Annotated in this window: 18 protein-coding genes; 9 read left to right on the top strand and 9 right to left on the bottom strand. The window is 59.3% G+C overall.

What is annotated here, in order from left to right:
• Positions 1–28: 28 nt before the first annotated feature.
• Together F4Y00_03090 and F4Y00_03085 are read right to left on the bottom strand one after the other, a co-directional pair.
• The gene (locus tag F4Y00_03090; GenBank protein MYE03946.1) at positions 29–1,489 is read right to left on the bottom strand and encodes an arylsulfatase; all 1,461 of its coding nucleotides are present in this window, start codon (positions 1,487–1,489) and stop codon (positions 29–31) included.
• A 13-nt stretch (positions 1,490–1,502) separates the two neighbouring features.
• Complete coding sequence (locus tag F4Y00_03085; GenBank protein ID MYE03945.1) at positions 1,503–2,999, bottom strand: sulfatase; 1,497 nt, start codon at positions 2,997–2,999, stop codon at positions 1,503–1,505.
• On the opposite strand from F4Y00_03085, the gene F4Y00_03080 reads away from it, so the two are divergent.
• The 5 genes from F4Y00_03080 to F4Y00_03060 are packed head-to-tail and all read left to right on the top strand — an operon-like array spanning position 2,884 to position 9,473.
• Positions 2,884–3,804 carry a ThuA domain-containing protein gene (locus F4Y00_03080; GenBank protein ID MYE03944.1) on the top strand — a complete coding sequence of 307 codons (921 nt, stop codon included), beginning with the start codon at positions 2,884–2,886 and terminating at the stop codon, positions 3,802–3,804. The genes F4Y00_03085 and F4Y00_03080 overlap by 116 nt on opposite strands.
• 49 nt (positions 3,805–3,853) lie before the next feature.
• The gene (locus F4Y00_03075) at positions 3,854–6,952 is read left to right on the top strand and encodes a dehydrogenase (protein ID MYE03943.1); all 3,099 of its coding nucleotides are present in this window, start codon (positions 3,854–3,856) and stop codon (positions 6,950–6,952) included.
• A gap of 15 nt (positions 6,953–6,967) precedes the next feature.
• A complete protein-coding gene (locus F4Y00_03070; protein MYE03942.1) occupies positions 6,968–7,402 on the top strand; it encodes a cupin domain-containing protein in 435 nt (144 codons plus the stop codon).
• A 15-nt stretch (positions 7,403–7,417) separates the two neighbouring features.
• The gene (locus F4Y00_03065; protein ID MYE03941.1) at positions 7,418–8,623 is read left to right on the top strand and encodes a UPF0261 family protein; all 1,206 of its coding nucleotides are present in this window, start codon (positions 7,418–7,420) and stop codon (positions 8,621–8,623) included.
• A gap of 13 nt (positions 8,624–8,636) precedes the next feature.
• Positions 8,637–9,473 (top strand): phosphoenolpyruvate hydrolase family protein, encoded by an 837-nt coding sequence (locus tag F4Y00_03060; GenBank protein MYE03940.1) that lies wholly within the window; start codon positions 8,637–8,639, stop codon positions 9,471–9,473.
• Between the two features lie 536 nt (positions 9,474–10,009).
• On the opposite strand, the gene F4Y00_03055 is transcribed toward F4Y00_03060, so the two are convergent.
• From F4Y00_03055 to F4Y00_03035, 5 genes are all read right to left on the bottom strand, one after another.
• Complete coding sequence (locus F4Y00_03055; GenBank protein ID MYE03939.1) at positions 10,010–12,286, bottom strand: TonB-dependent receptor; 2,277 nt, start codon at positions 12,284–12,286, stop codon at positions 10,010–10,012.
• A 6-nt stretch (positions 12,287–12,292) separates the two neighbouring features.
• Positions 12,293–12,772 carry a hypothetical protein gene (locus tag F4Y00_03050; GenBank protein ID MYE03938.1) on the bottom strand — a complete coding sequence of 160 codons (480 nt, stop codon included), beginning with the start codon at positions 12,770–12,772 and terminating at the stop codon, positions 12,293–12,295.
• A 97-nt stretch (positions 12,773–12,869) separates the two neighbouring features.
• The gene (locus F4Y00_03045) at positions 12,870–13,262 is read right to left on the bottom strand and encodes a hypothetical protein (GenBank protein MYE03937.1); all 393 of its coding nucleotides are present in this window, start codon (positions 13,260–13,262) and stop codon (positions 12,870–12,872) included.
• Positions 13,263–13,340: 78 nt separating this feature from the next.
• Positions 13,341–14,510, bottom strand: a complete 1,170-nt coding sequence (locus tag F4Y00_03040) for a xylose isomerase (protein ID MYE03936.1) — start codon at positions 14,508–14,510, stop codon at positions 13,341–13,343.
• Positions 14,511–14,734: 224 nt separating this feature from the next.
• Complete coding sequence (locus F4Y00_03035) at positions 14,735–15,631, bottom strand: endonuclease/exonuclease/phosphatase family protein (GenBank protein ID MYE03935.1); 897 nt, start codon at positions 15,629–15,631, stop codon at positions 14,735–14,737.
• 664 nt (positions 15,632–16,295) lie between these two features.
• On the opposite strand from F4Y00_03035, the gene F4Y00_03030 reads away from it, so the two are divergent.
• The 4 genes from F4Y00_03030 (at position 16,296) to F4Y00_03015 (ending at position 19,742) form a co-directional block, all read left to right on the top strand.
• Positions 16,296–17,138, top strand: coding sequence for a sulfurtransferase (locus tag F4Y00_03030; protein MYE03934.1), 843 nt, complete (start codon positions 16,296–16,298; stop codon positions 17,136–17,138).
• A gap of 176 nt (positions 17,139–17,314) precedes the next feature.
• Entirely contained in the window at positions 17,315–18,205 is an 891-nt protein-coding gene (locus F4Y00_03025; protein MYE03933.1) for a Fic family protein, read from the top strand.
• A gap of 234 nt (positions 18,206–18,439) precedes the next feature.
• Positions 18,440–18,697: a helix-turn-helix transcriptional regulator gene (locus F4Y00_03020; protein MYE03932.1), complete on the top strand. Its 258-nt coding sequence runs from the start codon at positions 18,440–18,442 to the stop codon at positions 18,695–18,697.
• Entirely contained in the window at positions 18,687–19,742 is a 1,056-nt protein-coding gene (locus tag F4Y00_03015) for a restriction endonuclease (GenBank protein MYE03931.1), read from the top strand. The genes F4Y00_03020 and F4Y00_03015 overlap by 11 nt, the downstream gene beginning before the upstream one ends.
• Here F4Y00_03015 and F4Y00_03010 read toward each other — a convergent pair.
• Both F4Y00_03010 and F4Y00_03005 read right to left on the bottom strand, forming a co-directional pair.
• Positions 19,716–21,461 carry an N-6 DNA methylase gene (locus F4Y00_03010; GenBank protein ID MYE03930.1) on the bottom strand — a complete coding sequence of 582 codons (1,746 nt, stop codon included), beginning with the start codon at positions 21,459–21,461 and terminating at the stop codon, positions 19,716–19,718. The two genes, F4Y00_03015 and F4Y00_03010, sit on opposite strands and share 27 nt — an antisense overlap.
• Before the next feature lie 159 nt (positions 21,462–21,620).
• Positions 21,621–22,404, bottom strand: a 784-nt coding sequence (locus tag F4Y00_03005; protein MYE03929.1) for a hypothetical protein, incomplete at its 5' end; no start/stop codon positions are given.

The raw sequence follows: 22,404 nt of genomic DNA, 5'->3' as shown, positions 1-22,404 counted from the left end.
GATAAAGCGGAAAGGTAGACCGATCGGTCTACCTTTTTCTCCACTCAATGGATGACGGGCGGTGGGCCGCCTGCATGATGCTGTCGAGGCGCGCCGCCACATCGGGATGCTGCGCGGCCACGTCGGTCGTTTCCGAGATGTCTGCATCGAGATCATATACCTCGATCGCGTCATGCACTGGCGTACGCACCCCCTTCCACGAACCCATCCGTACGGCCTGCGCCATACCGTCCTCGTGGAACTCCCAGTACAGATACTCGTGCTCGCGCTGATCCCCGGAGCGGCCCAGCAGCGTCGGGGTCATGTCGATCCCGTCGATACCCTCCGGGGAAGCAACCCCGGCCAGACCGGCAAAGGTCGGCAGCATATCGGTAAAATATCCTACATGATCCGTGGAGGCGGCCGCCTCCACGCTTCCCGGCCACCAGGCAATGGTCGGCACGCGGATGCCGCCTTCGTACAGGTCCCGCTTGAAGCCTCGAAGCGCTCCGTTCGAATCGAAATATTCCGGATCATGCCCCCCTTCGCGGTGCGGGCCGTTGTCGCTGGTGAAGAAAACGAGCGTGTTTTCGGCAATGCCGTGTTCTTCCAGCCGATCAAGCACACGGCCTATGTCGGCGTCCATCCGGGTAACCATCGCAGCCATCCCCTTCTCGGCCTCCGGCCAGTCCATGTGCTCGTAGCGCCCGTAGTCAGGGACTTCCATGCCGCGGGGTCCCGCTTCATTGTTGGCGTGGGGAATCGTCAACGCGAAATAGAGCATAAACGGCCCTTCCCGGTTCCGGTCGATGAAGGCCAGCGCCGAATCCGCAAAAAGATCGTGGCTGTAGGTGATCTTGTCGATGGCTTCGCCGGCGCCGTCCCCTCGGCGCGGTTCGGGCATTCTGTTGCCGGCTACCGATACGCTGTCCTCGTTATGGAAAAGAAATTCGGTATAGTAATTATGGGCGTGCCGCTGCCCGAGATAACCGAAAAAATAATCGAACCCCTGGAGATTCGGGTGCCCCGGCGTATCGGGACCGCCCAGCCCCCACTTGCCCACCAGGCCGGTCCGGTACCCGGCCCCCTTGAGCACTTCGGCAAAGGTCACGACCGAATCGGGGATGGGCTCCTGCCCGTAAGGGAGTATTTCCCTGTTGCCCCGGATGTAGGTATGCCCCGTGTGCCGCCCGTCCATGAGCACGCTGCGTGACGGAGCGCACACGGTAGAACCCGAATAAAACTGCGTGAACCGGAGGCCTTCCGCCGCCATGCGGTCGAGGCTGGGCGTCGCGATGCGGGTCTGCCCGAAAACCCCCACATCTGCGTAGCCGAGATCGTCGGCCAGAATAAATACGATGTTCGGCGGAGCGCCGGCAACTCCCTCGCCAGCGGCTCCGTCCCCTCCACGGTCGGACGCGCCGCATCCGGCAAGCCCCCATGCCGTCAGAAACAGCGTGAGCAGTACGGCCAAACGCGGCCTTTCCCATCGAAGCGATTCAAGTCTCATAGCTGAAAAATCTCTATTCGTATTCCTGTTTAAGAAGCCACGGATCCGACGTGCGCACCTCGAAATCCCACAGCATGTCCCGGTAGGCAGCCAGTACCTCCGCGTACTCCGGAAGATACGCCAGATTTTCCGATTCCCACGGATCGGCGCGCATGTCGTACAACTCGAATTCGGGGCGATGTATGTAATCCTGCACGGAGCGTACCCCGTAGCGCGCATCCGCCCCTTGCCGGTACGCCTGCTGCCAGGTGGACGCCGCCCACAAATCCGTGGCGAAGGGGAAGGGAAGGTCGTGCGCCACATTCCAGATGAGTTTGTAGTCCCGATCCCGCACCACGCGCATCGGGTAATACATCTGAATCTCGTGGAACGTGTGCGATGCGTAGACGCGATCGAATCCGGCCCCGCCGCCCCCTTCCAGAACGCCAAGGAAGGAACGTCCGTGCAAGCCGTGCTCGTCCGGCAAATGCATACGAATCCCTTCCGACTGCACCTGCTGCGAATACGTCGGCTCGGCGATCCCGGCGAAGTCCAGGATCGTCGGGGTAATATCCGCCCAACTCACCATGGCGCCGGTCACCACGCCGCGTTCCGCCGCATCGGGATGGCGAACGATCAGCGGAGAACGCAAACCGGGTTCGTACACGGTCGTTTTGGCGCCCGGCATGGCGATCCCATGGTCCGACAGGTACAGCATGAGCGTGTCGTCGTAGCGGCCCGCTTCCTTCAGCACCTGCACCAGATATCCGAATCCCTGATCGATACGCGATACGGACTGGTAATACTGCGCCAGTTCGGCGCGCGCAGCCGGCGTATCGGGAAGCCAGGGCGGCACGACCACTTCCTCCGGATCATAGATAACGGGATCGATGCCGGGATAACCCGCCGGACGGTTGCCGAAACGATCCGGCGCCAACGCCTCATCCGAGGTGGCGCCCCCTCCCCGGTGCGGGTCGCTGGTGGCGATATAAAAGAAGAAAGGGCGCTCGCTTTCCGCTTCGAGGAAAGGACGGGCATGGTCCACCATCGTCACGACGTCGCGGGTATCCCCGGGAATGGTTTCTCCGAAACGGAAAACGGCCTCCGGCGCCACATGGTATTTCCCGGCGCGGGCGGTGCGGTAGCCTGCTTCCTCCAGCAATACCGGCAAAGAGAGGATATTGTCGAACGCCATGAAGTGATGGAAATCATGCACATGGCCGTATTGCCCGTTGCGGTGGTTGTGCAACCCGGTAAGCAACACGGAGCGGCTGGCGCTGCAACTGGCGGTCGTCGCGAACGCGTGCGTAAACAGCATGCTCGCGTCGGCGAACGCGTCGAGATGCGGGGTTTGAAGGACCGGATTCCCGTACGCCCCCGTGTCCTGTCCATGATCGTCGGCGACGAAGAGCACGATGTTGCGGTTGGACCGATCGGGGGATGCATCTGCCTGGGCAATGGAATCTCCGGGGGTAAATCCGGCCAAAGTCAGGGAAACGGCGAAAATGACGCAGGCGTCCGGCAAACGCATGGCAGTAATTATCTATCTTAGGGTTCTGAACGTGGATTTTATGATACGAATGCACAGGATAATGCACCTGCTTCCGCAAAAACAGAAGCTCCTGTTGCTGCTTGCGGCCCTGACCGTGTCCGCCTGCGTGCAGGCGCAGACCCCTTCGTCCGAGGCGCCCGACCCCATCACTGTCCTCACGGCTGGAGGGGGCTCTTCCCACGACTTCGACCGGTGGTTCCATGAAGAAGATGCGGATATCCTTGAAGAAGCCGGTATCCATGCGGCCTATACCGACGTACCCGCCCACATACTTCCCGCCCTCGACACGCTCGACGTACTCCGCATCGTGACGAACCAGCCGATGACCGACCCGGAATTGCACGAGGGCGTGTTTTATTTCGTCGGGGCGGGCAAAGGGCTTGTGATCGGCCATCCGGGAGCATGGTACAACTGGTTGAACTGGCCGGAATACAACCAGGAACTCGTGGGCGGAGGGGCCCGGAGCCACCGGCAATACGGCACCTTCACGGTGCAGGTGATCGAACCCGACCATCCGGTGATGGCGGACGTGCCGGCCGAATTCACTATCGAAGATGAATTGTACCGCTCCGAACGGGACCCCGAAGGCTCGTCCATTCATGTGCTCGCCGAAGCGGAAGAAGTCGAAACCGGCGAAACATACCCCATCGTGTGGACCGTCCACCATACGAACGGGCGGATCGTCGTCAACACGCTGGGCCACGACGGCGCAGCGCACCAGCACCCTGCGTACGCCCGTATCCTTCGCAACAGCGTGGAATGGGCCGCCCGCCGCACCCCATAGTCTCTCGCACACAATAGCATTGCTTCTCATCCAACGCACAACCCCTGCCATGCGTCGTTTTGCTTCCCTTGCAGGCGTTCTTCTTCTCGCCGCCGTTTTCTGCTCCGCCGCCACCGCCTCGCCAGCGCCCCGGCCGGACGACAAATCTACCGTGTCCGCCCTGTTCCTCGGTGACCACGGGCACCACCAACCCGCAGCCCGTGCCCAGCAAATCATCTCGGCACTGTACACAATGGGCGTGGACATCTTCTACACGGACGAAGTCGAGGCCGTAAATCTCGAAAACCTGCGTCAATTCGACGCGGTGGTGTTCTACGCCAATTATATGGAGATGACGGACGCACAGGAACAGGCCCTCCTCGATTACGTCGCGGAGGGCGGCGGATTCGTTCCCCTGCATAGCGCCTCGGGCATGTTCCGCAACTCGGAGGCCTACATCGCGCTCGTCGGCGCGGCCTTCGACAGCCACGGCATCGGCGTCGTGCGTACGGAACGCACGGATGCAACCCATCCCGCCATCCTCGGCGTCCCGGAATTCGAAAGCTGGGACGAAACGTACATCCACAAGCACCACAACCCCGACCGCACCGTGCTCGAAGTACGCCACGAGGGGGATCATACCGAACCCTGGACATGGGTGCGGACGCACGGCGAGGGAAGAGTTTTCTACACGGCCTGGGGGCACGACGAGCGGACCTGGTCGCAACCGGGATTCCAGCAACTGGTTGCGCGGGGCATAAAATGGGCCGCTGGAGACTGGGCGCTCGATGTCGTACCCAGATCGATGCTGTACGAATACGTCGACGCCGTACTGCCTTCCCTCGAATACAACTCGAACCCGGAAAACGAGCGCAAACTACGCCCCATGCAGTTGCCCCTGGACATCGAAACATCCATGTCCCGCATGGTCGTGCCGCCGGGCTTCGAAATCGAGCTCTTTGCGGCGGAGCCCGACATCGTCAAGCCTATCTACATGGCATGGGACGAACGCGGAAGACTGTGGATTGCAGAAACCATCGATTATCCGAACCAGCTCCATGAAGAAGTCGGGCAGGGCAACGACCGCATCACGATTCTGGAAGACACCGACGGAGACGGCCGGGCCGACTCGTTCAACGTGTTCGCCGAGAACCTGAGCATCCCGACCGGATTCGCCTTTGCGAACGGTGGTGTGGTGGTGGTGCAGGCCCCGTACACCTTCTTCCTGAAAGACACCGACGGAGACGACAAAGCCGATGTGCAGGAGGTCCTCTTCGAAGGCTGGGGAACGTTCGACACCCACGCGGGGCCCAACAACATCCGGATGGGCTTCGACAACTGGATATGGGGCGTCCTGGGCTATTCGGGCTTCGACGGAACGGTCGGCGGCGAAGCCCATCGATTCCCGATGGGCTTCTTCCGCTTCAAGCCGGACGGGTCCAAACTTGAATTCGTGCGGATGACGAACAACAACACCTGGGGATTCGGCTTCAGCGAGGAAGGCATCCCCTTCGCCTCGACGGCCAACAACAATCCCAGCGTGTACATGCCCGTCCCGAACCGGTATTACGAGGCGGTGCGCGGCTGGACCCCCGTCCGGCTCGGCACGATTGCCGAAGACCGGCGCGTACACCCCGTGACGACCCGCACCCGCCAGGGAGACTTTAAAGGAAATTACACGGCCGCGTCCGGACACGCCTTGTACACGGCGCGCGATTTCCCCGAGGAATACTGGAACCGCATCGCATTCGTCGCCGGGCCGACCGTCCGCACGCTGGGACGATTCGCTATGGAATCCGACGGCAGCGACTACAAGGCGCTCAACAAGTGGAACATGCTTGCCAGCGACGACGAGTGGACCATTCCCATCCTTGCCGAGGTGGGCCCCGACGGCGCTTTGTGGATGGTCGACTGGTACAACTACATCCCGCAGCATAACCTCGGCCCGTTCCGGGAAGGCTGGGAACACGGACAAAACAATGCGTACGTGACCGATCTGCGGGACCGCGAGCACGGCCGCATCTACCGCATCGTGCACAAGGATGCGGATCCGGGCGAGTCCATGGACCTCTCCGGCGCTTCGCCGCAGGAACTCGTCGCCGCGCTCCGGCACGACAACATGTTCTGGCGACAAACGGCCCAGCGGCTCCTTGTGGAACGGGGCGAACAGGATGTGGCAACGGACCTGTACGGCCTCGTGCGCGATACGTCCATGGATGGCCTTGGCCTCAATCCGGGCGCATTGCATGCCTTGTGGACGCTGCACGGCCTGGGCATGCTGGACGGCTCCCATGACGAAGCCTTCGGAGTGGCTGCAGAAGCACTGAACCATCCCTCCGCAGCCGTGCGCCGAGCCGCCGCCAAGGTTCTGCCGCCGACCGACGCCTCGCGCAACGCGCTGATGGCGAACAACGTGCTGGAAGATGAGGACGCGCGCGTGCGGCTTGCCGCATTGCTCGCCCTCGCGGATGCTCCTCCCTCCGACGAGACAGGTGCGGCCGTGTTCGCCATGCTCACCGCGCCCGAAAACGCTCAGGATGCGTGGATTCCGCACGCCGCCACGGCGGCGGGAGCGAAACACGCGCGAGGATTCCTGCGGGCCGCAAACAACGCGGACGTCTTGACGGGCGCCGTCAAGGAGGCCGTCGGTCATGCCTCGTTCCACCGCATGAGCGGCATCCTGGCCGGGGAAATCACGGCGATGGACATGACCGGGAGTACAGAGGAAGAAGCAGGTGTTTCGCGGGGAGGTACGCGCCCGGACCGGGACGGGGTGATTATGATCGCTTCCGTAGGGGATGAGATGGCCTTCGACACCCGGCTCATCGAGGCCACAGCCGGCGAACTCGTCACCATCCGGTTCGTGAATAACGCCACCTCGCCGGCCATGACGCATAACGTGGTCATCCTGGAGCACTGGGAATACATCAACCCGGTGGGCCTGACGGCGCTCGCCGCAGCGGAGCACGACTACATCCCGCCGGAACACGAGGAAAAAATACTCGCCTTCACCCCCACGGCGGGGCCCGGAGAAAAGGTGCAGGTGACATTCACCATGCCGCCCCCCGGCGACTACCCGTTCATCTGCACCTACGGGGGCCACTATGTGGCGATGCAGGGCGTGCTGGTTTCGCTGGATCCGGAAGAGGAGCCAGAAGGAGATAACTGACCAGGCCCTAAACCCATGCCCGACGATCGAACCCTGCGTTTTGTCACCGCCGCAGAGGCGGAGGTGGAAGAAGCCCCCTGGGGGCCCCATCACTGGTTGTGCCGCCCCGGACTGACCGAGGCCGAAGACCTTCTTATGGTGCGGGTGCACATGCCGCCCGGGGATGCGCACCAGTTTCATCGCCATCCGGCCCTCGAAGAAATCATCTACGTGATTTCCGGAATGGCGGAGCAATGGGTGGACGAAGAAAAGCACCTGCTCGGTCCCGGCGAAATGGCCCACATTCCGAAAGATGTGGTGCACGCCACCTGGAATGCGGGGGACGAACCTCTGATCTTCCTCGCTATCCTGTCCCCCGCAACCTTCGAAGGGCCTGCCACCGTGGATATGCATGAGGAAGAACCCTGGCGTTCCCTCAAAACGCCCATCGACTACCCCTCGTCGAACTGAACGCTCGCGGCGGCCATGCCCCGGACCATCCTGCTCATCGGCACGCTCGACACGAAAGGCACGGAATACGAGTACGTGCGCGATCTCATCCGGGATCGGGGTTTCGGCACGCTGACCATGGATGCAGGCGTGCTCGGCGAGCCCGGCTTCATTCCGGACATTCCGGCGGACGAGGTAGCGGTGGCCGGAGGCGGTTCTCTGGCAGCGCTGCGGGAGCGGGCAGACCGGGGAGAAGCCGTCGATGTCATGATTCGCGGCGTCTGCCGTCTCACGCCGGAACTGTACGAGGCGGGCCGGTTCCACGGTGTGCTGGCGCTCGGCGGAGGGGGCGGCACGAACATCGCCGCCGCAGCGATGCAGACGCTGCCCGTCGGCGTTCCGAAACTGATGGTTTCGACGGTCGTCTCGGGGGATGTAACCCCTTATGTGGGCGTAAAGGACGTAACGCTGATGTATTCGGCGGTCGATATTGCGGGCCTGAACCCGCTGTCGCGACGTATTCTCGCCAATGCCGCCGGCGCCATCTGCGGGATGGTCGGACAGGACATGCCTGCGGCGAAAGACCGTCCCATCGTGGCCGCCTCCATGTTCGGCGTGACGACCCCCTGCGTGAACAACATTCGTGAGCGCATGGAAAAGGCCGGGTACGAGATGCTCGTTTTTCACGCCACAGGCTCCGGAGGACGCTCCATGGAAGGACTGATCCGGGACGGCTACGTGGCCGGCGTGGCGGATATGACCACTACGGAATGGTGCGACGAGGTGGTGGGCGGCGTGCTTTCCGCCGGTCCGGATCGCCTCACGGCGGCAGGCGAAGCGGGCATCCCCCAGGTCGTCTCGTGCGGAGCGCTCGATATGGTGAATTTCCGGGCCATGCATACCGTGCCCGAACCTTTTCGCGAACGCACCCTGTACCGGCACAACCCCAATGTAACGCTGATGCGCACGACCGCCGGAGAATGCCGGGAAATCGGGCAGCGCATCGCGGAAAACCTGAACAAGACCACGGGCCCGACGGTGCTCATGCTGCCGCTCAAGGGAGTCAGTATGCTCGACCGGGAAGGCGAACCCTTCCATGACCCGGAAGCGGATGAAGCCCTGTTCGATGCGCTGCGCCGGCACGTACGCCCTCCTGTCGAACTCGTGGAACTGGACCTCCACATCAACGACACAGCCTTCGCCGACGCGGTCTTCGAACGGCTGATCGCCCTGATGACGTAAAACACATAGACCCATGCCATTCATTCCATACGAGGAGTGCCTGCAACGCCTTCGCAATCAGGCAGCGGCGGGCAAACCGATCATAGGCGCCGGCGCCGGAACCGGCATCTCCGCCAAGTTCGCCGAGCGCGGCGGCGTCGATCTCATCATCATCTATAATTCCGGGCGCTACCGCATGGCGGGCCGGGGCAGCGCGGCGGGCCTGATGGCCTACGGCGATGCGAACGCCATCGTCATGGACATGGCCGGCGAGGTCCTGCCGGTCGTCCAGGATACCCCTGTGCTGGCGGGCGTATGCGGCACCGATCCCTTCCGGCTGATGCCCGTCTTCCTGAAGCAACTCAAGGAAATGGGCTTCGACGGCGTCCAGAACTTCCCCACCGTGGGCGTGATCGACGGGAATTTCCGGCAGATTCTGGAGGAGACGGGCATGAGTTTCGACCTCGAAATCGAAATGATCCGCGTGGCGCACGAACTCGACATGCTCACCTGTCCGTACGCCTTCGATGAAGCCCAGGCCACTGCCCTGACCGAGGCCGGCGCGGATATCGTCGTGGCGCACATGAATACCACGGTGAAGGGATCCATCGGGGTGAATCCCGATACGGCGCCGACACTCGCGGAATCCGCAAAACGCGTACAGGCGATTCACGACGCAGCGAAAGCCGTCAATCCCGATGTGCTCGTGCTATGCCACGGCGGTCCCATCGCGGAGCCGGACGATGTGCAGTACATTTTCGACCACACAGAAGGCATCGTCGGGTTCTTCGGCGCGTCCAGCGTGGAACGGCTCGCCACCGAACCGGCTATCGAGGCGCAAGCGAGGCGGTTCAAGGAATTGCGGATATAGTTAAGGACATGGGGTGCGTATTTTCAGGTAACGTAAACGTGCGGCATTCTACCGGTTCGCAGGCGTGTCTCGGGCCCTACGTTACCTGAAAATACGCATCCCCATGCCCCTACCGGACAACCGCGTCAGTCCCTTTCCACGATCTCCCGTTCGCAGGCGCTTCCCGGGCCCTGCGTTACCTGAAAATGCGCATCTCATGCCCTTTCAGGAGGCTGCGAGAAGTACGCGAATTTAACCGGAGTATTCCTGGAAATATAGACGAATCGTCTACAGGGCCTGTTAACACTATACAGCAATGCTCTGCGGGGCCTATTTTTCTGCCAGGCCAGGCGCCGCGAGCGCAGTGTGGCCCAGCCACATAAGCGAGCGGCAACGCCGCATGGCGGGAAAACAGGCCCCGCCCTTCGGGTTCCGCCGGTCACGGCGTCACTCTTCGTTGCTCGTCGCTCATTTGGAACCACCAAACTTCACTCCTCGCGCCTTGATTGACGCCGTGCCTGACGGAACAGAGCGCCGCTGTATAGTGGTAACAGGCCCTAAAGGGCCATCACCCGCAATCCCAAACTGACGGTGCGCCCGTACAGCGGACCGTATACATAGGTCGTGTCGAAGGATTCGCCGAACGGACGGTCCGGGTCAACGAGCGGCGAGGGCTGGGCATATCCGAACACATTGCGGACCGACCCGTAGATCTGCACGACGCCTGACCCGGCGATATCCAGGTCGTACGTAACCTGCACATCGTGCGTGGCGAATGCAGGAGACCATGCCGGTCTGGAGAAAGGCGGCGGATATTCGGGAAGTTTCATCGGGCCGGTCAACACGGCCGTGTAGTCGACGGTCCAGCGTTTGGAATGCGTCCACGTAACGCTTGCATTGCCCTGATAATCAGAAGCGAACTCGATCGGCGAGCGCTGCCCGTATTCTTCCCGAAACACATCCATCGCCGTGAAGCCGACCGAATAACGCAGGGACGGCCTGCCGAAATTCTGCGACAGGGTTGCGGACACACCGCGTGTCACGGCAAAGCCGTCCAGATTCGCGTACCGGATCTCGCCGGGGACCGAGTAATCGGGTTCGATCTTATTCGAGAAATGCGTATGGAAGACATCCACGCCAAGGGTCAGCGGATTCCCGCCGAACGGCACGATCTGCTCGCCGCTGGCCGCAGCGCTCCAGGATCGTTCCGGATCCAGATCTTCCAGCACAACGGTCGCGCGCGTCCCGGCGTAGGCGGCATGATCTTCCGTGAACAGATTGACAACCCTGAATCCGGTGCCGGCGTTCAGACGCAGCGTCGTGCGATCATGAGGCCGCGCCTTGAAAGCAAGTCTCGGAGAAAATATCCAGCCATGGTCGCGCTGACGATCCACCCGGAGTCCTGAAAGCAGGCGCATGGTCCTTGCAAACGACACTTCGTGCTGCGTGAATACGCCGGGGATCCAGCGTCTGTCGGGGCGATTTTCAAGCAGGCGGCCCGCAGGGTCGAAACGCCCGGTCGATCCGGTGTTATCGTCATAACTGTGTCCGCGCAAGTCCGCGCCGACAAGTACGGACTGGCGGGTTCCGGGCCGGTATTGCCGCGCCAACCGACCGAAGACGCCGCCCTGACGCGCCCGGTAATACTGGTCTCCGTAATAACTGTCCTGTACATGATCGTTGGCCGCAAATTCCAGCCACGCGCCCCGATCCGGCGTCAGCGCATACATACCGAGCAATTCGGCGCGCTCCGTGCGGATGGTTTCGCCATAGTACTCCGTAGATCCGCGCAGCGCGGTATGGAAGCGATCCACGAAAGAACGAGTGCCGCCGAGCCGGTCCTCCGCATAATAGCGCCCGGAAAGACTCAGGCGCTGCCGGCCCTGGCGGTCTGTTTTCCCGAGTTTTGCAAATAACGAGATGCGCTTGTTCAGCGGAATATCCGTGAAGCGGTCGCTGTTCTGATCCACGAAGCGCTGGTTGTATGCAAGCGTTCCCGACAGCAAACCGCTCCAGGAACCCCGCAACGGGACGAAGCCGAAATCCGCCGAGTATTCTCCATGATCGTTGGCGAAGGCGGCGGCGCTGAATCTCGGCGAAACGCGCGGGGATTTCGTGATGATATTGATGACGCCCGCGAGCGCCTCCGTTCCGTATAATGTGGACATCGGCCCCTTGACCACTTCCACCTGCCGAATGAGCGCCGGGCTGATGCCGTTCAGGCCATACACGGTGGCAAGGCTGCTCATTACGGGCATCCCGTCGATCAGTACGGCGGAGTACGGCCCATCCATGCCGTAGATGCGAATGTTGTTCGTGCCGCACACCCCGCAATCGATCTGCTGGCGCAAACCGTTTACCCGGTCGATCGCCTGCATAATGTTCGAGGTGGAGGTTTTCGCCAGGTAGCTTGACGAAACGACATCCACCTTCACCGGGGAATCCCGGACAAACGTTTCCACAAGCGTGCCGGTGACCACCACGCCTTCGTTCTCGATCACGGCCTCCCGGAGCCGGATGGGCTGTTCGAGGTGTTCATCCTCTTCCAGTACAATAACGTATTCGGCGGTTTCGTACCCTACGGCGGAAACAACCAGCGTCCACGTTCCGGCAGGGATTCCTTCGAGACGGTACGCGCCGTCCGCATCGGCCGCGGCGCCGTACGTTGCGCCCGCCACCCCCACATGGGCAAACGGAACCGGCAGACCGCCGGACGTGACGGTGCCCGTAACAAGCGTACGGGCAACGGATCCCTCCGCCGGCATCTGGGCTAAGGAAGCATCAGTCAGTACAGCCAGCGCCGCCAGCACGCACAGGATCGGAACGGTGCGCATGGCGGATCACGGGGTCGATGACGCGATGTGACGTTCGGCAAGACGCAGCGTGCGTTCCAGCGGACCGGCTTGCGTGAAGCCGCGCAGCGCCACCACCGTAACCCCGTCCGGAGAAATCACTGCGAATGCAGGGGGTGTCTGCAATCCTTCGGCCCGCACCCACAGGAAAGCGCGTTGATCCGCAAAGGAACCCGGCTCGGGCCGCTCGGACAGATCCATTTTGGCCTTGACGAACCCACGCAGCCGGTTTCCCAATTCCGGAAGCACATCGGTCTCCATACGGTAACAGGGGCCGCACCAGGGAGCGCGCACGTATACGAAGAGAGGTTTGTGTTCTTCCGCGGCTTTCTCGAGGGCTTCGGTAAACCCCAGCCACTCGGTCTCCGCCCCCTGAGCCGTTGCCTCGACGGTCGGAATCAGAAAAAGAAGTATTGCAGGGACGAGCCGCCTGCATACGGACCGGAACAGGGTAGCGTGGAATTGCATTTTAATCGCATAAAAATTTTTTTAGCCATGACTAAAATAATAATTGGATAGGGCAATGTCAAGTCAATGAAATCGGCGTATAGTTAAGGACATGGGGTCAACCCCTTTCTACAATCTTCCGTTCCCTGTCGAGGTCCCGGTTGTAGGCCTCTTCCCTGGTGAACTTCTCCGGATAGCGCGCCCGCAGTTTCGCAATGTTGATGCGCTGGACTTCTTCCTGATCGACACCCAGCGCATCCCGGATCACGGCCATGTACCATTCGAGATCGCCCAACTCCTCGACCAGATTGGGTTTGTCGAGCGTGCCTCCGTAGTAGAGCGCACGCTTTATGGCGTCCAGCAACTCGCCCGCTTCGGTGGCAAGGCCGATGGCCCCGTGCAGGAGTTCGGGCGATACGGCGCCTTCATCGCTGCCGTTCCCTATGTGAAACTGCCGGGACAAGGTGCGCAGGGCGTCGGACTGATAACTGGACGAGGAATGGGAGGACATGGCGATAATGGTCTGAGATGAAACCGGAATGAGCGGTGGTTCGGACAAACGCAGTGAAGGAAACAGAAATCGGCCCGCTCAACGCACGCCGAGCAGGAGATCGGTAAGCAACTGGTCGATTTTTTCGTAGGCCAGGCCCCGAGAGGCCAACTGGCCCCGGTCAAAGGAATGCTCCCGCAGCGCTTCCGCCGCCTGCCGGGAATAGCCGCCCGCATACGACGGGAATTCGGCGGAGGCCTGCTGCGCCTCGGCAAGCAATGCCTGGATGGCCTCGTCTTCCGCGAACGCCTGCGCCTTCTCCTTGAGGATCAGGTAACTCCTCATGCACCCGCGCGCAAAATCCCTGACTCCCTCGGCATCTTCGGTCCGATAGGCATGCGCGTCGAAATGGCGCGGGCCGTCGTAGCCGACCTCTTCCAGCAGTTTCACGAGGAAAAACGCGGGCTTGAGGTTGTGTGCGGCGAACCGGAAATCCTGGTCGTAGCGGCCCGGATTCTGATCGTTCAGGTCGATATGGAACAGCTTGCCCGCATCCCACGCCTGCGCTACGGCATGCGTGAAGTTCAGCCCGGCCATGTGTTCGTGGGCCACCTCGGGATTCAGGCCCACCATGTCGGGGCGATCCAGCGTACCGATGAATCCCAGCATGGAGCCCACCGTGGGAAAATAGATGTCGCCGCGCGGCTCGTTCGGCTTCGGCTCCAGCGCGAAACGCAGGTCGTACCCCTGATCCACCGCATATTCGCACAGAAAATTCAGGGCCTCCCGCATCCAGCCCAACGCATCCACCGGATTCTTCGTGGCGTCGGATTCGGTCCCTTCGCGGCCTCCCCAGAAGACATACGTCGTGGCTCCGCATTCCACGCCGAGATCCATGGCGCGCATGGTTTTGTGGATGGCGTACGCCCGGACCGCCGGGTCGTTGGCGGTGAAAGCTCCGTCCCGGAAGGCCGGGTCCGTGAACAGGTTCGTGGTAGCCATCGGCACCTTCAGGCCTCGCTCGTCGAGCGCCTGTTTGAAGGAACGCACGATTTCGTCCCGTTCCCGAGCCGTCGCATCGATGGGCACCAGATCGTTGTCATGGAAATTGACCCCGAAGGCGCCCACATCGGCCAACATGTGGACGATTTCGACGGGGGAGAACGGCGCGCGGACCGGTTCTCCGAACGGGTCCCGGCCCACGTTTCCGACGGTCCAGAGACCGAAGGTGAACTTGTCTTCAGGCTGCGGGCGATAGGAATCGGACATATTTAATTGATCAGAGGAGACAGGGAGCAGGCGCTCGGAAAAATTCGTATCCCGAAAGGTACGCGCCAGAATATTGCGTTTCGTCTGGTTTCTCCACTCTTTCTCCACCCGTTGTCCACGTATTTATCCACCGCCGTGACACGTATTCCGTTTATGGGAATGCATACACGGGAAGAAATACGGGTGCATGACTCAATGGGCGCAATCATGAATGGATTTGCGCCCTACTTCCCAAATCCTATCTCCGCCAGCACCGGCAGATGATCGGACGGGAAGCGATCGTTGGCAGTCTTATCCGGCAGAATGCGATGGGCGTACACACGCACGCCATCGCCGACGAAGATGTAGTCTATTCGGCCCCCGGGCACAATGGCCTCGAAACCATTCCAGGTGGACATAGGCCCTTCGTGGGGCTGCTCCGAAGCATACAGGGCATCGGAAAACGCATCTGCGAGTACAGCGTAAGGAGCACTACCCTCTCGCACATTGAAATCCCCCGTAAGCAAGACGGGCAGGCTCCCGGTCCCTTCGTCACCCTGTTCTCCCGACTGTGCGGTTGCCAGTTCGTCGAGGCGTTCGACTATCAGTTCCGCGCTGCGGGTCCGGGCCTCCGCGCCCCGGTGATCGAAATGCGTGTTGACCGCCAGAAACGCCTCGCTTGTCTGCCGGTCGCGCAGCACCGCCCAGGTTGCAATGCGCTCCAGCGCCGCATCCCATGACCGGCTCCCGGGGATATCCGGCGTTTCGGACAGCCAGAATGTGCCCCACCGCAGGGTATCCAGGCGGTCGCGCCGGTAGAAAATCGGGGCGAACTCTCCCTGTTCCATGCCGTCCTCGCGGCCCACGCCCAGCCATGCGTAGTCGGGCAGCAACGCTTCCAGATCATCGATCTGCCTCTTCAGCGCTTCCTGAAGTCCCGCAACATCCACCGCCTGGGACCGGATCATGTCCGCCACCGCCTCCTTGCGATGGGGCCAGGCGTCCGGGCCGTCTTCCGGGTTGTCGTACCGGATATTGAACGACAGAACGCGAAGCGTATCTCGTGCGCTTCCCTCCGGCCCTACGGGTGTCTCCGGGTTGCATGCCGTCAGCACAAGGCCCGGCAGACTCAGCAGACTCATCAACAGGGAAAAAACGGGGATGGTCATGGTGTTGGGGAATGGAGGGTGTTGGGGTAGTGCGGACCGGGTTGCCTGCAATGTACAGATTCTTTGGCGTGGAGGCATGCAGGATATTAGGGCCTGTTAACACTATGCAGCGGCGCTCTGCGGGGCCTATTTTTCTGCCAGGCCAGGCGCCGCGAGCGCAGTGTGGCCCAGCCACATAAGCGAGCGGCAACGCCGCATGGCGGGAAAACAGGCCCCGCCCTTCGGGTTCCGCCGGTCACGGCGTCACTCTTCGTTGCTCGTCGCTCATTTGGAACCACCAAACTTCACTCCTCGCGCCTTGATTGACGCCGTGCCTGACGGAACAGAGCATTGCTGCATAGTGGTAACAGGCCCTAGGAAAGAAACAGAACACGAACATGGGTGGCATAACAGGCAGACAGGAGACGGAGGCATGCGAAAACGAATCCAGCGACCACTGACCGCTTTCCGTCGGATCGCACCGCTACACCGATGAGGACGGGTAACGTCGAAAATTCACGCCAACTACACCAAATGTACCCCCATTGTGTGTGTACTTTCGCATTCCGGCAAACGCCGTCCAGGCATGTTGCGCCGCAGGTTCACATTGTAACGCCCGTAGCCGTCCCGCCAACCCCTGAAATAACCGGAAACGATCATGTCCGAATACGCTCACCCCGAAGTGCTGGTCAGTACCGATTGGGTACAGAACCATATCGATGACGCCCGCGTGCGCATCGTTGAAGTAGACGTAAATACCGCCTCCTATGACGAAGGACACATCCCGGGCGCCGTTGGTTGGGCGTGGGATACCCAACTCTGCGATACGGTTCGGCGCGATATCGTCCCGAAAGCCGGGTTTGAGCAGCTCATGGCCGACAGCGGCATCTCCAACGATACCACTGTCGTGCTGTACGGAGACAGCAACAACTGGTTTGCCGCATGGGCCTTCTGGCAAATGAAGATTTACGGACACGCGGATGTACGGCTGATGAATGGCGGGCGCAGCAAATGGCTGGCCGAAGAGCGCATCCTGTCCACCGATCCCCCGAATCCGGCCAAATCCCGTTACACGGCCTCGGATCCGGATAATTCGATCCGGGCGTTTTTGCCCCAGGTCAGCGCAACGCTCGAGGGGCAATCCGCTGAACTGGTGGATGTTCGGAGTCCGGCCGAATTCAGCGGCGAACTGCTCGCCCCGGAGGGTCTCCCCGAAACCTGCCAGCGCGGAGGACATATCCCCGGCGCCGGCAATATCCCCTGGAGCAAGGCGTGCGCCGAGGACGGGACCTTCAAATCCGCCGACGAACTTCGGGAAATCTACGCCAGAGAGGGCATCACAGGCGCCAAACCGATCATCACCTATTGCCGAATCGGCGAACGGTCCAGCCATTCGTGGTTTGCATTGAAATACCTGCTCGGGTATAACGAGGTCATCAACTACGACGGCTCCTGGACCGAGTGGGGAAATCTGGTGGGCGCGCCTGTGGAGAAGGGGTAGGTCGGGATCGGGACAGTTCGCCGCATAGAGGCCCGACACGCTTTCAGGGAAACATCCGCCCGGCTGGCTGGCTATCTATTAATGTATTTTTGCCAAAAAATCGTGAATCACATCGGTTTTTCGGCGTATATTCATGCATAATTTTATATTTACCATGAATACAATGTGGCAACGACATGGCGATCACCCGACCCATAAAAAACCGTATCCAGGACTTGAAGCGGGCGTACGATACGTTGCGCCAAGGCAAAGAATCGCTGCTGGCCATGATCGACGAAGTGGAGATTCCCGAAACCGTGTACAACTCGAACGCGATCGAGAATTCAACCCTTACGCTCGAGGAAACGGAGCGAATCCTCTTGGAGCAGATGCTGTCCCGCAACGTGTCTGTACGGGAAATCTTCGAGGCGAAAAACCTGGCCAGGGTCATGGAATACAAACGCGCCAAAGCCGGGAACAGCGAGTTGAACAAAGACCTGATACTCCGTTTGCATCGAATGCTCATCGGCGGCATCGACGACAACATCGCCGGACGTTTTCGTCACCCGGGGGAATACGTGCGGGTGGGGATGCACATTGCGCCCGCGCCCGAACGCGTGGAGCGCATGATGGACGATCTGCTTGTCGAATATTCCAGCGATCTCGGCTCCTACTTCCTTGACAAGATTGCCCGGTTTCATCTCGATTTCGAGACCATTCATCCTTTTTGCGACGGCAACGGCCGCCTGGGGCGCGTACTCATAAATTTTCAACTCATCCAGCTGGGCCTGCCGGGCCTTATTCTTCGCAATGCGGATAAGGAACGGTACTACCAGGCGTTCAGGGAATACGGAAATCGCCAGGCGACCAAGGCGATGGAAAATATGCTGGCGGCGGCGCTCACAGAGTCCCTGCACAAAAGGCTGAGCTATTTGCGGGGAGAGGTCATTATCCGGCTGTCGGATTACATCAGGCGGCATGGGCTTTCAGCGCCTGCGATCACCAACGCCGCCCGTCGCCAGACCATTCCCGCGTTTCGCGAGAAGGGCGTGTGGAAGATCGGAACGGAATTCGTTTACGGGATCTGATATGCTGGACGCCGCCGGTATCCAGCAACTCCGCATCGACGACGCCCGGAGGGGCGGAAAAATGGGCGCTCCTGATCGGGTTGGTAGAAGTGATTCCGCGAGAAACTGTTCGGTATAACGAGTACGTGAAGGCTCGGCACGTTTAGGTTATGCTACTCTTGGTGTGTAGACTTATAAGCATCATATTCAATAAACTATTATGTATTCGCGTTTTCAGAGCACTACCGGAATAAAGTGGGCAACAAAAGACTTAGAGTTCCAAGTGCGGAATTGAGACAGATTCTTGCGGATAATATCCGCGCTTACAGAAAATCCAAGGACATATCCCAGGAAAGATTTGCCGAAATGTGTAGTCTCCATCGGACGTATGTGGGTTCGCTGGAGAGAGGAGAAAGGAATGCCACGCTAAGTACGCTGGAGATTCTGGCTGCGGCACTTGGAACGGATGTCCCAAAGCTCTTGACCAGAAAAGCGTTCGAAGATGGCGACTAACGGCAATGGACCGGATTCATACGCCGAAGCGATTCGGCGCAGTGGTCTGACGATCTACGATCCCATAGAGATTGGCGATCCAGAACTTTGGATTCCTGCCCCGAAACTCGAGAAACTGCTCAATGCGAAGATAACGGGCGCACCTCTTGAAGGCTTGCCGCTACGGACCCGGTCCAAGGTTGTAAAGGAACGGATTTGTCAAGCGCTCGGTTATCCGGTGCCGTCAAGTTTCAGAAAAACACATCCCAGGTTTCCGGGCCAACGTTTTGACACGTACATCCAGAAATCTAACAATTTGCAGATTTGGAATGAGGAGATTACCCCGGTACGGCGCTACGTGATCATCCGACTTGACGAGGATGACACCATCACTAAGGTGAAGGTCGTTACGGGGAATGTCCTGGCGCAGTTTGATACCACGGGCGCACTAACTCATAAATATCAGGCCCGGCTCATTTCCGGTGAAAGCAGTGCGGAGTTAATCGCCACAGAGGACACAGAGCGTCTCCGGCACATTGTTAGGCCCAGAACCAGCCTTGAATCCATTACATCAGATCCGGCCAGTTATCCTGAAGCAGGAAACCTATTGCCGATCAAGCAGATTTTTGAAGAGCTAAAAGCTCTGATCGGCGAAAGCTTTCCAGATGCGGGCCACGACCAGGAACGCAACCGGGGAGCGGCTTTGCACCGGTTGGTATGTAAGCGTTTAGGATATGTTGATTACCGGGACGATGGGCAATTCCCGGATATACTGCATCAGCTTCTTGAAGTCAAATTGCAGACATCGCCAACCATAGACCTTGGGCTTGTGTGTCCAGATAGTGAGGAAGTCCTTGATATACCGCAGATCAATGGCCAAAATATCCGACACTGCGACGTTCGCTACGCTCTGTTCTATGCAATGACGGACGGGCAATGTGTTACGTTGACACACTTTTTCCTAACGACGGGTGCAAAGTTTTTCTCACGGTTTCCGCAATTCCAAGGCAATTTATCGAACTGGAAGATACAGATTCCACTACCTGCCGATTTCTTCGATGACTAAACCGAATGATTCCCAAATCATGGCATCCAGTTCCCTTTGGAGATGGACGACATCCGGGGATGTGATGTTTTCGTATATCCGCTTTGCATGAGCGACAATCTTTCTGCCAAGAATGGTTTGGGGAGCAGGAAGGGGAAATTTCTCGACATACTGGGTGATGAAACGGCGACGGCCCGCGTAGAGCTTGTTATGGAAGCGGTAATCGTAGAACCGCTCAATGAAGGTCGAGTTACCGACAGCCGCTGCGATCCATAACAAGTCGGTCTGTTCCGGATTTTGACAGGTGAGCCAGTAACAGTCGCCATTGACGACGGAGCCGTCCAGATCGATCCAGAACGTGGGTTCGTTAGCAATGTCCCGGAAAACAAGTTTGGGACGCTGCCAAGCATTGGGGTCTTGAGGCACCCATATTTCGTACCACTCGCGACCTGCCTCGGTAACATATCGGCGCCTTTCGAGCGTGGCACGATGCGTGTTGAGATAGGCCTTGCTACGAGGATATTGCGCAAGATCGACGGCCCGACGACGACCGTTGGAAACCTCGTGCGGGTAGAGAATTTTGGTTGGCTTCTCCGCAATCAGCGGCTTGAAGCGACGAGCAATGTGGTGCGTTGTAAGCGGTTTGAGCAATTCGGGGCGGCCAGCCTCGGGCATGCTGTGCCAATCGTTTCGGACGAACACTTTGTCGGCGCAGGTCTTGACGCCGACACGGATTTTGCCGATGTCGCCGAATGTGCCCCAACTATGAGATTCCACTGCGGTTAGCCAAGTATCGGCATCTTTGGTGGCAATCCGCCAAACGCCATTGAATGTGCCGCTTGTATCCAGCTTGCCATGCCGAACATGGAAACGTCGCCCGTCGTCGATCCCGACGACGCCTTCCTCAGTTAGGGCGCTGATTGGATCCGTGGCTCGTTGGCGTATCGGCTCGGTGGTTTGATAGATTGATGTGAAGGCCGGGGGCTTCGGTGCATGACCGTTCCGGTTCTCGACGAGCAAAACGGCGGGTAGCACTGCTGCGTCGAATAGCTTCGTATCGCCCAAATCCCACACGTGCCGAATATTGAAACGCTCCAGCAAGGCTTGTCGAACAGCAGCCCCGGACTTGGTGGTCATAAAGCGGTTCGAAACAATAATTCCGGCAATGCCCTTGGGCTCAAGTACATGGGATATGCCCAGCATGAAGGCGTAATACATATCCACGCGACCTGACAGACCGAACTGCCTAGCCAGAAGTTGCGCCTGTGCGGCCCCCATGATCTGAGTGCGGACATAGGGAGGATTGGCAATGATGAGATCGTAGGCCGCGGGGGCAGCGGAATTAAAAAGGTTGCTTTGACCACCATATCCACAGTGTTTGAGAACAAACGTGAGGAAGTTGTCCGGCCTGAAATGGAGCGAAGCGTTCGGAAATTGTTGCTCGATTCGCGCAGTTGCGGTAGCAAGTGCCTCACGATTCGTCTCGAAACCATGCACCTCAATGGCGAGGTTTGACCGGTTAGCCAAGCCCTTGAGCAGGCTGACCAGCAGTTCTCCATGCCCGATAGCAGGATCGAGAATGCGGATCCGGCGATGGGTTGGCAGTTCGGCAGCGATCGCGATAATCTTGTCCGCAACAAAATCGGCAAGGACTTTGGGTGTGTAGGTAGCCCCTGCGGCCTTTTCTTCGGTAGTGAATTGATAACGCTCTGCGGAGCGCAACTGACGGGCCTCACTCATTACATCTCCTCCTAAAAGCTTCCGGCACAGGAATTACTACGCTACTCATAGTAATCTTTTTCAATGAGGATTGCAATGCAAATGTCGAGAAAAAATCGGCGGAAGCAACCATTCGATACGGCCACCAAGTATTACCTCGACAGAGGCGGCGCACGCCCATCACTCCCGATCCCCCTCCACGAAGTCGGACAAAGAGGCCAAATCGTCCGAATCCACGCCAGCGTCTCCCGCCATCCTTTCCCCAATACGCTTGAGAATATCCGTTGCGACCTCAAAGATTTCTTCCGGTGCGCGAACGGCTTCGCCCGTATACCGGCGGAGGGCAACGATCAGAGGCACCAATGCATCGGATTTCACACTATCACTCTCTAATATCTCAACAAGTTCACGAGTCGAAGCACCAGCCACAACTAAGTCAAGTACAATCCTTTGCATCCAATACATCATTGTCTCATTACCGGGGACAAATACGGCATACGCAGAACGGAACGTATCCATGGCGGCTTGGTGTTGCCCCTGAACCAACAGCACTTGCATCCGCATCCAGATTACCCGCAATGCGAACCGCATCTTGTCATCATCCGCCAAAACCCCAAGTTTTCGCTCAATCTCCTCACATGTGTGTAGAGCTTCTCCCGTATGTCCCATCTCGATTTGTCTCATCCCTTTTCGAGCCAACACCAAGATGACCATATCTTGAGGATTGGAACTGTCGCCAATGCGTGCAATCGCTTCGTCGTAGGTTGCAATCGCTGACGCGAATTCACCTAGTTTCCCTTGCGTATCTCCCTTTTGGGATAAAACCAAACTGATCCAGCGAAGCAATTCTGGTGTATCGCTGTCGCCAATGCGTGTAATCGCTTCATCGTAGGTCTCAATCGCTGACGAGAATTCGCCAAGTTGCCCCTGCGCATCTCCCTTTTGGAGTAAAACCCAAGCAACC

The sequence above is a fragment of the Bacteroidetes bacterium SB0662_bin_6 genome (genome assembly GCA_009839485.1).
Classification (GTDB): Bacteria; Bacteroidota; Rhodothermia; order Rhodothermales; family VXPQ01; genus VXPQ01.
Note: the sequence above shows the minus strand (reverse complement) of the source record. Positions and strands in the feature narration are given on the sequence as shown.